The organism is Candidatus Erwinia haradaeae (assembly GCF_900698965.1).
Lineage (GTDB): Bacteria > Pseudomonadota > Gammaproteobacteria > Enterobacterales > Enterobacteriaceae > Erwinia_E > Erwinia_E haradaeae_A.
In genome coordinates this window covers 970,806-986,841 of record NZ_LR217725.1, presented here as the reverse complement: position 1 = coordinate 986,841, position 16,036 = coordinate 970,806, and the positions used below count along the sequence as shown (strand labels likewise).

Below are 16,036 nucleotides of genomic sequence, written 5' to 3'. Positions count from 1 at the left end.
TATTCAGTATAGGTTGCTTATATAATGTTTTTTATTAACTCAAGAGTTTGAGATCAACTCAAGATGCTCTAACAGAATAACCAAGAATGTACAAGCAAAACATAATGAATCAAAAATCTAATGACTCTTAAAATAGACAATGTAAAAGCTTAAAAGACTAGTATCGCTAATGTGTGTGCAACATATGTTTATCTTGAAGCTGTTATTATGCAGGTTTTTTTAGTGAGAGGGGTTAACAGATGAAACGCGTGGTGATTATTGGGTTAGGGTGGCTAGGCCTGCCATTGGGGGTCTCTTTGATAACGAAAAACTGGCAGGTGAGCGGCAGTAAAACCACTCAGGATGGAGTAGAATCAGTAAGAACGCGTGGGATTAATGGTTATGTTTTAAAACTTACACCAAAATTAATTTGTAACAAACAGGATCTAAAGAATCTTCTAAGTGCGGACGCTATGGTTATTACGTTACCTGCGACCCGGACTATTTCTAGTCAAACACAGATTAGTAACTACCTTGTAGCTATACAAACTTTAGTACAAACTGCTCTAAATTTTCCAATTTCTCGAATAATTTTTACTAGTTCAATTTGTGTATATGAAAAGAGTCTTTTGAGTATCAATGAAAATGCAACAGTTAAACCGCATAATGTTACTGGACGTATTTTATTAGAAGCCGAAAACTGGCTATCCTGTCTAAAGAGGGTATCAGTAGATATCTTGCGGTTATCGGGTCTAGTAGGTCCACAACGTCAGCCAGGTACTTTTTTAGCTGGTAAAACTGCATTAAAAAATGGCTCTCATGGCGTTAACTTAGTGCATCTTGATGATGTTATTTCAGCTATCATTCTTGTATTAAAAAAATCCTCTGGAGGGGATATTTATAACCTAAGTGCTCCAAAACACCCCGCACGTAACAAGTTTTATCCTCAGGCGGCCATACAGTTAGGCTTAACGCCACCAACCTTTCAAGTTGATGATACAAGAGAATTCGGGCAGATCATTGACGGTAGCAAAATTTGTCGAGATTTAGGATTTTCTTATCGTTATCCAGATCCTCTCTATATGATAGAGTAGTTATGATTCATTAGAAAATTCATGGTAAGTATCAGTGTTATACCATCCGATCTACAGTGATATACAGATCTACGAATGACGAATGGATCAGACAGAATCAAAGAATTTATAGCAAATTAGACAGTAGGAGTATATCATGCCGGATTTTTCAACAGAATAGAATAGAAATTCATACAAAATGTAACAATAAAGCAAACAGGTTTGTAACCTGAATACAATATATAATGCATACACATAAATGTATGTGTCAAAATAAATCAGATGATGTATATGGTCAATACTATTGTAGATAGTAGTATGCAAATACTAGTATAAAATTTTACAATTGTATTGATTAGATCGTAAAAATTATGCATATATTGAGCATTCATTTATTTTTGGAATGTAATGATTTACACTAGATGGATTATATATAATATAACTCCGATTCCTATTCGGTGAAGCGGAGAAATTCCTCTAACTGCATAGCTTCTGTCATGGCATGATAGAAAAACAGAAATTAAAAATACGACTAGAAAGCATGTACTTCCTCCTCAGAGGAGGTGAGCAGAATTTTTTATTATCAGCACGATAACAATCAAGGTAAGCCCTTTTAACATATAGCGTAAGTTCGTATCGCTTAGTATTATTGAAACTACAACTAGTTATTTGTTACTTTTCCGCGTACATTGATCGCTAATATTGACTTTTATAAATAGATATAGTGTTCCTTGTTTATTCAGTAATGACCTAAATTTCGATCTAATAACGAGGATTTAGCAGAGAATTAGATAGCTCTAGGTGATATGATGTCATACTGATTTTCAATTTTTTAATATCCTATCTTTTTGATTAAACGTTTTTAAGAAAAGCTTTATATTGCTTCCGACGTATAGTCAAAGATTGTTTTGATGCTTGTAGCGAAACTTTTTAGAATAAAATGTTTATAAGGATATCATAAGAATGATTTAGAAAAATTTCAGGTATGTATTAGTTATCAGCATGAGCAAAAAACTTTTTAAAGCTGATTGGCAAAGATGTACTTCTTAGCAGAACAATCAGGGAATGGCCCTGATTGCTGTGCACCGCATAGCATCAATTACCTTTTTGTAATCGATCTGATCAAAAATAGTAGAACCTACAACAAATATATCAGCGCCTTCAGCGGCAATTGCAGAAAAATTGTTTACCGTTATCCCCCCATCAACTGCTAGAAAGATATCATAACCACTTTCATTAATCAGTCGGCGAACCTGACGTATTTTATGCAGAGTGTTTGGAATAAATAATTGTCCACTAAAGCCCGGGTTAACAGACATAACTAAAATTATATCGAGTTTATGCATAACATAATCAAGAATATTTAGGGGTGTAGCAGGATTTAATGCTAACCCTGAATGACAACCACTATTTTTAATTAACTGCAAAGTACGATCAATATGCTGCGAGGCTTCCGGGTGAAAAGTGATATAATTAGCACCCGCTTCTGCAAAATCAGGGATAATACGATCAACAGGATCCACCATTAAGTGAACATCAATGGGTGCGGTTATCCCATAATTACGCAGTGCCTTCACAACCATTGGTCCCATTGTGAGGTTAGGAACATAATGATTATCCATGACATCAAAATGTACTAAATCACCTCCAGCAGATAGCGCTTTTGAGATATCTTCACCAAGTCGTGCGCAGTCTGCAGAGAGAATGGATGGGGCAATCAAATATTTTTTCACTCAAAGTTTCCTGTATTTGCCTGCTAAAGTCCTTTTAGTATGAGTAATATACTTACATGATATTGAAGCGCTTATGGCTATTATCATAAATTAATAATAGTTTGCACCTTATTCTTATTGGTTTGAGGTGTGCATTTGTGATTAATTTGATAATCCAAGGCCACATTTATGGCAAGTGTGTAATGGATAATGAAATCATGGTTTTTTATTTTGTAACAAACCACTTTCTTTTCAGTCGGATCTCAAAGAGATTGTCTGTATATATTCTCAGCATTGCAATACTAAGATCTGTAAAATCTGTAACAGTATAGTGTGAAATTATATGCCTGATTTTATCAAAATAGTCTCACTTCACAGCATATAAACCTAGCGATCTCAGGATATGCAGACATGCATGCTATCTATTAAATTAAATATTGCTTTTCTGTACAGTGTACAGATATACAGAGTTAGAATTGATATAGATTGGATCTGTCGTGTTCAAGAATAATAAGAATGATCAAACCACATAAAAACTCATTATCACATAATATAAGAAAAATATAGCTCGTGCAAGGTTACAGGAATCCACTATTAGTTTTTTAGTAGATGCTCTTGGACATCTATTAGCATTGCCTATAACATCTTGATGTTAGGTGTAACTGTTTAAGCTCAATAATTTTAGTATAGTACGACATCTCATGCTTAGAGTTATTATCAGTCTGTGCTTATAAATGATAGGTTGATTGATTATCAGCGTAGTTTTTAACTATACCGTAACATATTAATATCAGAAGTTATTTTTAAATATGTATATTTAGGCATGGATCAGAATCAATGCTTGCATGAAATCTGGCATAACTGAGATCAAAAATAAAACATATAAACTAATATCAAATATATTGCGGAAATTAATCTAGTTGATAAATGTCTCTCTATAAAAACTCATGTATGATTATTGTTCTATTTATTATACCGTAGTTTTTAAGAAGTTTTGACTACATAGTGACACAGGTTAATGTTAAGTGAACTACCTGTATTTTCAGTGTGAGTTGAATATGCCACTGATTGTTATATGACACCGCTGATAGCTTTTAGAAAATTTTAGCAAAGAGTGTTTTGAGTTATATTTTCTATAAAGCTTTTTCTAGAAGCATCTCTCATACTTTGCTAGATTAGGTTTGTGCATGACTTACAAGGATAAGACATTACTTTACAGTCTGATATTACTTGTGCATGTTAACGTTTAAAGCCTCTTCAGCTTCGGGAAAAATCTTGAAATTATGTTGCGAATAGCAGTGATTCTGTCGTCTTTCGATAAGATAAACGACCCCGTAAAATGATTAGATTGATTTAATTTTATCTACTTGTTTCTAAAATTTGTAGAATTTGCTTTACAATCAACCTCGGGCTTTGGTTATTGGTCCGAACTATGACATCAGAAATTTCTTTATATAGAAAACCTGGTTCATCAGCTAACGCCTCTATAGTTACTTTAGAATAATTTGGAATAGAATGTGGTGGATGTTTCTGGTCACGATAAGCATATTTTAGTTGCCTTGAGGTGGTAATTTCGAGATATATTACCATACCACGAGCAGAGAGATAAGTCCGGATAGTTTTAGATTGTATGCAGTCTTTTCCTGTTGCTAAAACAATGCCTTGTTTATTTGTGAGCTCAGCGATAATTTTTTCTTCACGAGAACGAAATCCAGCCTCCCCCTCGATGTCTAAAATCCAATCTATATTTACTCCAGTGCGGCGTTCCATCTCATGGTCTGAGTCAAAAAAATCCATTTTTAGAAGTTGAGATAAGTGACGCCCAATAGTACTTTTTCCTGAGCCCATAGGACCAACTAAAAAGATATTACGTTTTTCGGCCATATTGTAGTCTTACGAAAGGAACACATGAATAATACCCCATCTCTCACTAGATGATAGATAGGAGCTGACATTTTGGTTACGCTATTAACAATAGAGAGTATTTTAAATAAAAATTACTCCTATTTTAAGGTTGAATGACTTATCAAATAAGACTGTTATTAGATAGAAAAATATCTTGTCATGCTATTCATAATACATAAAGTTTGTAGGATTGAAGCGCTCTAAACTATAATCTTGTTTAGCTGTCAGGAGAATTGTTGTTCTTTAATAAGTTAGTACCGTTCCTCCCTGTTATTCACAAGTGTCTATGCAATGTTATGAAATATTGATTAATTAATATTAATATGCTTTTTTAAAAAAATTAATAAATCAGTATAAATCATTGTATGATATGTTGTACAAGCTGTATACATTTTGACGATTCATCTAATAAGAGGTGTGCTGTGTATATCTTTTTATTGCCCCTAAAGTTCCGGGGTATCAGGTTCAATCCAAAGTATTCCTCAGTTAAAGAATAAAGTTTCTTAGATATAAACAAGCAGAGGTATATGCATGCGCTATGTTGTTATAACATAGACAATATTTAATTTTAAAAGAAGAAATGGATAGCTTGACTGGCCACAAAGTTCATTTCCTTTCTTGATAAGCTGACCCTTACTCACTAGATCGAATCGCTGTCACGATATGCGAATTATATTATAAAGACAGAGTATTATATGTATAATACTATAACGCTGTTATATAATAGCATCAAGATTATAAAGGTATTTATAGTCGATGTCTTTAATATATGCAGTAATTTATCCAGGATATGATAAAAATCATTATGAAAAAAACAAAAATTGTTTGCACGATCGGCCCAAAAACTGAATCAGAGGAGATGCTCACTAAGCTTCTAGAAGCCGGTATGAATGTTATGCGTTTAAACTTTTCCCACGGTAACTATCGGGAACATGCTCAACGCATTGCTAGGTTGCGTAATGTCATGCAAACCAGCAGGCATCAGGCAGCCATTCTTCTTGATACCAAAGGCCCCGAAATTCGCACGATGCAATTAAAAGATGGTAAGGATATTGCTTTAAAATCTGGTCAGATATTTCATTTTACTACCGATCAAAGTGTTATTGGGACTGCTGAGGGGGTAGCAGTAACTTATCCAGGTTTTGCTACAGATCTAAGCATCGGTAACACTGTTTTGGTAGATGATGGTTTAATTGGTATGCGAGTGCTTTCAGTAACACAAAATACAGTAACATGTCAAGTACTAAACAATGGAGAGCTGGGTTCTTATAAAGGCATTAACTTGCCTGGTGTTTCAATTAAACTACCAGCACTAGCAGAGCAAGATAAATTAGATCTGATTTTTGGATGTAATCAGGATGTTGACTTTATCGCCGCTTCTTTTATTCGAAGGTGTTCTGACGTTATTAATATTCGTGAGCATCTAAACGCTCACGGTGGTGAGCACATCCAGATTATTTCTAAAATTGAAAATCAAGAGGGACTACATAATTTCGAAGAAATTCTGAATGTGTCTGATGGTATTATGGTTGCCCGTGGTGATCTCGGTGTGGAAATTCCAGTCGAAGAGGTAATTTTTGCGCAAAAGATGATGATAAAAAGGTGCAATCACGAACGTAAGGTGATCATTACTGCAACTCAAATGCTGGATTCAATGATGAAAAACCCAAGACCTACTCGTGCAGAAGCTGGAGATGTAGCTAATGCTATATTAGATGGTACGGATGCAGTTATGTTATCCGGTGAAAGTGCAAAAGGAAATTATCCAATAGAATCTGTTAATATCATGGCAAATATTTGCCAGCGCACTGATCGTGTAATGCGAAGCTGCACAGACTTACATATAGATAATTGTACAATGCGTATAACGGAAGCAGTGTGTCGTAGCGCGGTTGAAATTGCCGAAAAACTTGCATCCCCGTTAATTATTGTAGCTACTGAAGGTGGAAAATCTGCTAAGTCTTTACGTAAGTATTTTCCATGTGCTACCATTCTAGCGCTAACCACGAATGTAAAAACCGCAAGGCAGCTACAACTAAGTAAGGGTGTTGATACAATATTAGTTGATAGACTCACATCTACGGATGATTTTTATCGACTAGGCAAAGAAGCGGCTGAGACTAGTGGGTACGCTAAGACAGGCGATACGTTGGTCATGGTGTCTGGTGCACTGGTTCCGAGCGGTACGACTAATACATCATCAGTACATGTATTATAAGCTTAGTGGTTTTTGAGTAATAGGCTTATACTAAGCAGATGCATGAATATAACCATTAGAGTGTCATCAAAAATATTGATTGCAGATCAAAATAAAATATCGCGTTTTAGTCATATTAAATAGCTCTTAAAAAGTATTTTATAGTTTGAATCAACCATTTCATCCATGATAGATTGTTTGATGTATGGGGTTATAGTCGCTTACTGATAAAAATAGTTATCTATTATCAGCTACAAGGCTATAAAGCTATAAAGCTATAAAGCTATAAAGCTATCATGGTATTGGGACTGTTTTGTAAAATTCTACTACAGTGCGCAACAATACCTTAGCAGTCGAGTAGCACATATTTAATATATTTTATATTCGATATTATCTTGAGATAATATAGTTCTGTAAACTACTATAGCGCCTATTGCAAAAAGAACAACACTCTATTTGGTTTTACAGAGCATATTGTTTTATGATTAACAGCATAAATAATTGTAGATAAGAATGTGGTATAAACATACAGGATCGACTGCAGACAGGATGTGAAATAACAGGATGAGTTATCATGATCTCTAATGTTGAGCTAGAACAGAAGGTCAATCAACTGCTACATACTGAGTCTTTTAATGATACCGTTATTAACGGTTTACAAGTAGAAGGGCGTAACAAGATTAAACAAGTGATCACTGGTGTTACTGCTTGTTATGATTTGCTAAATGCCGCTATTCGATTAGATGCAGATGCGATTTTAGTTCATCATGGTTATTTCTGGAAAAATGAATCTGCTGTTATCAAAGGCATGAAACGACAGCGATTAAAAACACTATTAGTAAATGATATTAATCTTTTTGCTTGGCATATACCACTTGATGTGCACCCAAAATTTGGAAATAATGCAAAACTAGCGGAGCTGTTAGATATTGAAGTAAAAGGGAGTGTAGTGCATCCCTTGGTTCTGTGGGGAACCATAAAGCACCCAGTCACTGCAGATAGCTTTAAGAATCGTCTGCATATAGCGTTAGGACGGGAGCCGTTACACTGTTATGCAAATAATGCACCATCTATGATTCAATGTATAGCTTGGTGCAGTGGAAGTGGTCAAAGATTTATTGATAACGCTGCCGCTTTTGGGGTTGACGCGTTTATTACTGGTGAAGTATCAGAGCAAACAATACATAGTGCACGGGAGCAAGGATTACATTTTTTTGCTGCAGGACATCACGCTACTGAACGTGGTGGAGTCCAGGCGTTAGGTGACTGGCTCTCCATACAGCACGGCCTCAAAGTTATATTTGTTGATATTGACAACCCCGCTTAAGATTTTAAAATAGAAGAATTATCCGTCCAATCAGTCCAGGATTTATCTATAACCAACAGCAGAGCATTATGGAACAGAAAAATTTTTAAGATGAAAAATGATATTTATATACATTTTATATGGTTTTCTTAAGGTAGTGATATTTACTAAAAATTATATCTTTCACAATTTTATTATTAGCGATCATCTTACTGTTTTGAGATATCATTTTCAGTATCAATATAAAAAGATTTCTTTATATATCAAAGGCATATCACTGCTCTGGTTATCTAAGTTGTAGGTTATAAAACTAAAGTGTTGTGCATGCTGTATGAATTAAATGAGATTTTTGTAGTAGTGAACGAAACATGATATTCTAAATCATTTAGTTATCTTATACGAAAAAGTCTTCACAGCATATATCGTGCGTCATAGTTAGCATCCATACGATAACCACAGCATATCTATTTAATGTTCATTTCCCCAGAAAATATATTGTAAATTTATTGTCAATTGGATGATATCAATGCATATACAACCAGATTCTTTTATGATATTTCTTGTATGAAAAACCTCTTGGACTGATTAGGGCTATAACGATTAGAATAGGATTCTATATTGTTTGACAATGATTAATTACGAGAATCTTTTAAGCTATAATTTCCAGTAACCTGTGTTAATTAGTACTTTTAATTTCAATCAGAATATATTGACCAAATAAAAGGTATCAATATCTGATCGATAGTATAATTTTTCGAGATTCTAAATTTTTACAAATTCAGGTATCTATATGTACATTCAGGTATCTATATGCAGACATATAATATAATTATTATATTATATGCAGACATATAATATAATAATTATTGCAGGCTGCAATGTAATATTAATGAGGTAATCCTTAATAAGCTGAGTAGCTACATAGAGTGCCATGATAGTTGTTATAATCACAGCCACAGATATAGCATAAGTTCTATATTAAAGTGTTCTTAATGTTTAAAAAAGGAAAATAAGAGAGGTTTAGACGATATGATATTTCATATATCATATTTAATAAATAATATCAACATGTGTTGTAAGTCATTATTTATAGGCACAGTCAATACTGTCAAGATGATTGTCAGTTTATTAACCATAATACAATAACAATCAATACATATAAAAATAAATATAAAAATTATATTTAGGTTATAGGATATTGATGTCAGGCAAATATAAACATTAGTAACTGAATACTATACAGCTGTTTTTATTAGAGTATAGTTGTAGAGTTACTGGTGACTGAATGTATCACGTATTATACTAATATAGTATTTGAACTAAAAATAGATATCAATATGTCACTAACATAACGTATTTTGTGTAATGAAAACGAGAATTATAGGTTAGATAAACACTGTTTTACTTAAAAATTGTTCTAGCTTAAATCAGGTACAATACTATTTAAAACCTTTTTCACGTTTAATTAGGTTATAAGCTGCCTGTAGTGCCTGTGTTTTTTGCTTTGCCATTTGCATCATTTCCGGAGGTAACCCTTTTGCTACTAACTTATCTGGGTGATGCTCACTCATTCTTTTACGGTAGGCTCGTTTAATCGTGGTGACATCGTCATTCCTTGAGACTCCGATCATAGTACAGGCATCCTCTAGTGTGGGGTTAGTTGTTTTTTGAGTGTGACTATTGGTATTGTCGGATGTTTTATCACGCCGATATGCTCCACTAAACTGCTGTCCACTGCCCATCATTTGCAAAAACTGATTAAACTGCGTATGTGATATCCCTAGTTCCTCAGCAATAATATATAGTATCTTACGTTCGTTAGGATGTAAGATGCCATCAGAAAACGCTGCTTGAATTTGAATTTCAAGAAACATACGCAGCAGATCAAAACGATTAATACAGGCGATTCGTAGTTCGCGCAATTTCTCTCGCATAGGGTAGTTGATATCTTTTCCCTCACGGAAGGCATGTTGAGCTTCTGTGCGACTTACTCCATCTAATCTCATGCGATCCATTAATTGAGATACTATCTGGATATCCTCGGCCGTGACTCGTCCTTTTGATTTAGTTAAATGTCCTAAAACTTGAAAAGTAGTACAAAAGAATAGAGATTGACGTATTTTTTGATCAGAGGTATCGTTTTGATAAGTAGATGAACGAGCTTTATCAAACATATATCCCATGAGAAGACCTATGAGGATACCCCAAAACCCTAAACCGGATAGCACACCCCAAGCTACTCCTAACACTTTTCCCCAATAGTACATACACTCCTCATTAGGTCATCATATTTCTGAGATCTTGTAAAATATCAACGTTGATTTTTCATGTAAAAGAGAATCCATATGTATCAATGTGGTTTTGACGTGCTCTACAAAATATATATGTAAGATTTTTCTATATTGTTTACACATTGTTTTAAACAGGCTATTAAGATTTCTTTACAATAAGCGCATAGCAAGAAAAATTGTTAAGGTCCTTATGATTAATCTCTTTTCTGTTATATGGGTCTTGAATTTCTTATCCTTGATAAAATTTACTTAGGTATGGCTATATCTATAGAGCGTTCTCTTTAGCGAATATCAATTGATAGTAACATAATATATCTTGTAGTAGTATTTCACTACGTCAACCCTTTCTGATGAAATTCATGAAGAGAATCAATCCTATGTTCACCATTAGATAATCAGAGGATTATAGAGCATTGCTCTAGATTGTACGTGCAACGATCTCAATAAATTTTATTAGTTACATGCGTAACCTATAGAGCTATAGTTTGAGACTGCATTATCTATAATTCTAATCAGAATCTTGATGTCGGGTGATTCTTGTTAATTGAAAAGTATGCGTTATGATGATATCACGTTATTATTTACTGTTATGTAATGATTTAGGCTCAGTAATAATATTATGAGATGAGCGGTTTACTATCACAACTCAATGTTACCATCCTTCTTAAGAGGAAATTATCCTTTATTAGAGTAATTTTTAGCATAAAGAATATAGGCGCAAGATATTGTTTCTCTGTATGCGTGATTATATAGAATTACTAATAGTATACTGTGTGGTAGAATATTTATTTCAATCTGTTAAATGAATAAGAAAAATTATATATATACTCTGACTATATGAATGTATTCTTATGATATGAATGCTCTTGTATTAACAGAACGCACTGTTATCTAAAATATGCACCATCTTTGTTATTTGATGCCTTTCTTGATTAACTTAAAATAGTTATAACCAGAAGCTTATTATTGATAAGCGCACAAAGATGTCAGTACATAAAGACATAATATAGACACCCAGAGGTTTTTGAGAAACATAAAACTATAGTTTTATGTTTCTCAAGTGGGAAATAAAAGCATAACATATAATTAATGATATATATCATTAATTATATGTTATGCTTTTATTTGTTAAGATATACGTATCTCTACAACATTAGGATATCGCGAGTACCTGAGTGGTAAGAATCATTAGAGAATCATAATGAGATATTAGCGGATATACTTTTTGAACAACGATTGCAGTTAATACAGTATATATCTTTTTTTGCTATCTCTTGTTTGTCTGGCGGATTTACAAGATGTGTCTATTATGAGGCATGCATATGTTTTCAGCTAATATTTTAGACGGAGTGTTTAGATTGAGATAGCATCTGCAAAAACCGTTATGATTTAAGTCAATCCTCGCAGAGTGATATAAAAGATGTAATATATAATTGTACCAGAGCTATTTTGCAAATCAGTTTTACTTCGTCCTAAATGTACTAAATGCAGGTTAGTTTTATTTTTATTTCAGTATAATATCAGTATCATATCAGATATTATCTATTATGAGAGAGAATGCTAGTTTTTAGGGAATTTTAATACGGCGCATGAATATAAGACTATCTGTATTTTTTATTGCGTTGCTTAGATTAGCGTTGGCTAGTGAGCAAGTGTTGGCGAATGACTTAATAACAGAACCAATTCTTAGGTGTCACCGTGATAATCACCGACTAGTTCAGAGAAAAAAAATGGACCAGTTACCTGTAGTGATTCACTCGGATAAAGCTCAGGGCGCTTATCCAGATAAAGTAATATTTAGCGGTAATGTTCATATGCAGCAAGGCAGAAGACATATTCAATCCGAGCAGATTCAAGTGAATCGTGCTATTCGTAAAGGGTCGAAAAATCCAACAAATAGTGTTCTTGCATTAGGTAATGTGTGTTATAATGACAACAAGATAGCACTGCAAGGCCGGAAGGCTTGGTCAAATCTAAACACCAAAGATACTAATATTTGGGCAGGTAATTATCAAATGATTGGGCGCCAAGGAAGGGGTGTGGCTGACCAAATACAGCTACGGAATCATCATCGCTATACAATTTTAAAAAATGGAACTTTTACTTCTTGTCCAATAGGACAAGATAGTTGGAAAATTGAGGGATCAAAGATTATTTATGATCACGATGAACAGTTAGCTGAAGTTTGGGGTGCACGCTTTAAGTTAGGATCCATACCAATTTTTTATAGTCCTTACTTTCAAATACCAGTAGGTAATAAATTTCGTTCTGGTTTTTTAACTCCTCGTACATATTATAATAAAAATAGTGGTTTTCAGTTTTCTCTGCCTTTGTATTGGCAAATCACGCCAGAAGCTGATGCTACGCTAATCGCGCATTACATTAGTCGGCGCGGCATACAGTGGCAAAACGAGTTCCGTTACTTAATGGGTGGTTTTGGTGCCATTGAATTGGACTATTTAAATAATGATCGCATTTATCAAACAGAACATTCTAAGGCCATCAGATCTTCTAATAGATGGTTGCTGCACTGGCAAAACACTAGTATATATTTAAAGCATTGGCGATTCAAAGTTAACTACACAAAAGTGAGCGATCCTTATTATTTTTCAGATTTAGATTCAGCTTATGGTAGTACTAGCGATGATCATATGATTCAAAAGCTCAGTTTTGGGTACACGGAGCATAATTGGAATGCAATGGTATCAATAAAAAAATTTCAAAGTTTATCAATCAAAACGCAAAAGGATATTTATACTGCGGAACCACAATTTGATTTTAATTACTATTACCGCCCTTTTTATCCACTGCATGGACACTTATATGCTCAGATATCAAGATTTTTAAACATGGACTCACGTATGCCGAGTGCCATGCGTTTTCACCTAGAACCAGATATTGAGTGGTCTCGTATCAATGAATGGAATGGGATACGCGCTTCAGCAAAACTGTTTGCTACGCATTACGAACAATATAATATTCAGTATTATAATTCACAAAAACAGAATAGTGTAAAATTAAACAATTCAGTAAATAGAATTATACCACAATTTAAAATTGATGGAAGCATGAAATTTGATCGTGACATGAATGGGTTGGTAGGTTACAGGCAAATGATAGAACCTAGAGTACAGTACCTCTATGTGCCGTATTGTAACCAGAGTGCTATTAGAGCTTATGATTCCACTTTATTACGCAGAGACTACTACGGTCTATTTAGAGAGAGTACGCATAGCGGTCTAGATCGCATCACTGATGCAAATCAAGTGGCTACTGGTTTTACAATGCATATTATTAACTCCAATCTACTAGACCGCTTTAATCTTTCTGTAGGGCAGATTTATTCATTTAATTCAGCATATAGCAAGAGAGATTCTGCTCAGCATCAGACTCGAGGCTCTGTAGTATTAGCAAGCGATAGTTACTGGAGAATTACTGATTACTTAGCAATGCATGGAGGAGTTCAATATGACGTTCATGTAGATAATATCTCTCAGGGGAACACGATTTTAGAATGGCGCTCTGATTCACAGCACGTCTTTCAGTGCAGTTATCGCTATACAAATTCAGAGTACATGAAAAACATGCTAGCACATTATGGCAAGCAGGATCGATATAATAAAGGGATCTCACAAGTAGGTGTTATTGCTAGTTGGCCCATTATGAATACATGGTCCCTAGTTGGTGCTTGCTATTATGATCTAAAAACTGGATCTGTAGCGGATCAATTAGTAGGAATGCAGTACAGCTCTTGTTGTTACGCAGTGCGCTTAGGCTATGAACGTAAAATTAACGGTTGGGAATACAACCAAAGTCAGTATGATAATAAAATTTCATTTCATATTGAACTGCGCGGTATGAATTCTGATAATGATCTAAATTCTACTCAAATGTTATCTCAAGGTATTCTGCCTTATCAAAGGATTGTATAACATTATAGTTAAAATATACCAAAAAATTCAATAGCAGGAGATATGAGAATGGATAAAGTATGATGCAGTGGAAATTGTTAATCTTCAGTGTATTATTAATTCCTGGAATTGTTTTTGCAGCCCCAAAAGTTTTGGATAAAATTGTGGCTATTGTTAATCATAAGATAATACTAGATAGCGATGTAGATAGTATAATGCGATCTGTTAAAGCACAGGCAAAAAAATCTAGTCAAAAATTACCTAATGCAGACATATTACACTCGAAGATTCTTGAAAAGTTAATAATGGATACGCTTTTACTACAAAAAGCAGAAGAGTCTGGTATTCGTGTTAACGATCAACAATTGGACGAGGCAATTTTAAATATTGCTCAGAAAAATCAAATAAATATAGGCCAGTTACACAACTATGTAGCAAAACAAGGCTTAAACTACGTTTCTTATCGTGAGCAAGTGCGTCGGGATATGATAATTGGCGCTCTGCGTAACAGAGAAGTGCGCAATCGCCTGACTATTTTGCCTCAGGAGGTCGACTCATTGGCTACGCAGATGTCTTTAGAAAAACGTTCTAGCGTTACTTTCAATCTTACTAGTATGTTTCTACCATTACCATTAAATCCCACACAAGAACAACTTAATAAGCAAAGAAATATTACTCAACAATTAATTCAAAACCTTACTAATGGTTTGGATTACAATAAGATAGATATTCTAAAATTAAATATCTTACAGCCTCTTATCAAGATGGATATGGGCTGGAAGAGCATACAGGAACTACCGTCTTTATTTTCTCAATCTTTGGTGTTCTCGCATAAAGGTGATATTCTTGGTCCGATTAACTCTGGTACAGGTTGGTATATTTTAAAAGTTAATGACATACGTGGCGATGATACTCAGGCGTTAGTAACTGAATTGCATGCTAAGCATATTCTGCTCAAACCGTCAATAACAATGTCAAATTCTGAAGCAAAAGAAAAGTTACTGCATGCTGCAATGCGCATACATAGTAAAAAATCTTTTAATACAATTGCGACGGAGCTCTCGAAAGAGTTAGGTTTAGTATGCAGTACGAGCGATTTAGGTTGGGTATCAGAAGAAAAATTTGATTTAGAGTATCGTCATGCTATAAAGAATCTTGAAATAGGTCAGATTAGTCAGCCTGTGCATTCTGTATTTGGATGGCATTTAATGTATATTCTTGATATTCGCGTAGCAGATAAAAGCTATGAGATTCAGAAAGAAAAGGCTGATCGCTTATTATTTAATCGTAAGTTTTACCAAGAAATGGAAAATTGGATGCAAGATGAGAGAAATGCTGCCTACGTTCAAATTATAACTTAAAACTTATTCAGGTGCGCGTGCACAGTCATACTGACAATTCTTAAATTAAGAATACACAAGAGAATAATTAACGGTCATTATGTGTCCTGATTCTAAGCATAAGTATTAGATAACATTGATTGATTCCGTAATGTAGTGGAGTGGAAAATACATTAGGGGTTACACAAGTCACTAATATTTCTGCAGTGCAGATTGCATATTGACATTTATTTATATACAAATGTAGTGACAAAAAAGCAGTGACCAAAAAACAGAAAAAGTGATATAATAGATTAAAGCTAATACAGAGTCAAGATGAATG

Annotated in this window: 8 protein-coding genes; 5 read left to right on the top strand and 3 right to left on the bottom strand. The window is 34.1% G+C overall.

Annotated features, from left to right (window positions below; genetic code table 11):
• Window positions 1-239: 239 nt before the first annotated feature.
• Window positions 240-1,073: an NAD-dependent epimerase/dehydratase family protein gene (locus CIPSTX3056_RS03125; RefSeq protein WP_072666464.1), complete on the top strand. Its 834-nt coding sequence runs from the start codon at window positions 240-242 to the stop codon at window positions 1,071-1,073.
• A 1,037-nt stretch (window positions 1,074-2,110) separates the two neighbouring features.
• Here the strand turns inward: CIPSTX3056_RS03125 and rpe are convergent.
• Window positions 2,111-2,785, bottom strand: coding sequence for a ribulose-phosphate 3-epimerase (gene rpe, locus CIPSTX3056_RS03120; protein WP_072666463.1), 675 nt, complete (start codon window positions 2,783-2,785; stop codon window positions 2,111-2,113).
• Window positions 2,786-4,123: 1,338 nt separating this feature from the next.
• Entirely contained in the window at window positions 4,124-4,648 is a 525-nt protein-coding gene (gene aroK, locus CIPSTX3056_RS03115; RefSeq protein ID WP_072666462.1) for a shikimate kinase AroK, read from the bottom strand.
• A gap of 826 nt (window positions 4,649-5,474) precedes the next feature.
• Between aroK and pykF the strand changes: the two genes are divergently transcribed.
• Together pykF and CIPSTX3056_RS03105 are read left to right on the top strand one after the other, a co-directional pair.
• On the top strand, window positions 5,475-6,887 hold the full coding sequence (pykF, locus tag CIPSTX3056_RS03110; RefSeq protein WP_072666461.1) for a pyruvate kinase PykF: 1,413 nt from the start codon (window positions 5,475-5,477) through the stop codon (window positions 6,885-6,887).
• Between the two features lie 556 nt (window positions 6,888-7,443).
• Window positions 7,444-8,193 carry a Nif3-like dinuclear metal center hexameric protein gene (locus tag CIPSTX3056_RS03105; RefSeq protein WP_072666543.1) on the top strand — a complete coding sequence of 250 codons (750 nt, stop codon included), beginning with the start codon at window positions 7,444-7,446 and terminating at the stop codon, window positions 8,191-8,193.
• Window positions 8,194-9,611: 1,418 nt separating this feature from the next.
• Here the strand turns inward: CIPSTX3056_RS03105 and djlA are convergent.
• Window positions 9,612-10,439 carry a co-chaperone DjlA gene (gene djlA, locus CIPSTX3056_RS03100; protein WP_072666460.1) on the bottom strand — a complete coding sequence of 276 codons (828 nt, stop codon included), beginning with the start codon at window positions 10,437-10,439 and terminating at the stop codon, window positions 9,612-9,614.
• Window positions 10,440-12,052: 1,613 nt separating this feature from the next.
• Between djlA and lptD the strand changes: the two genes are divergently transcribed.
• Window positions 12,053-14,395 (top strand): LPS assembly protein LptD, encoded by a 2,343-nt coding sequence (gene lptD, locus CIPSTX3056_RS03095; protein ID WP_072666459.1) that lies wholly within the window; start codon window positions 12,053-12,055, stop codon window positions 14,393-14,395.
• 59 nt (window positions 14,396-14,454) lie between these two features.
• A complete protein-coding gene (gene surA / locus CIPSTX3056_RS03090; protein ID WP_072666458.1) occupies window positions 14,455-15,735 on the top strand; it encodes a peptidylprolyl isomerase SurA in 1,281 nt (426 codons plus the stop codon).
• The last annotated feature ends 301 nt before the right edge of the window (window positions 15,736-16,036 follow it).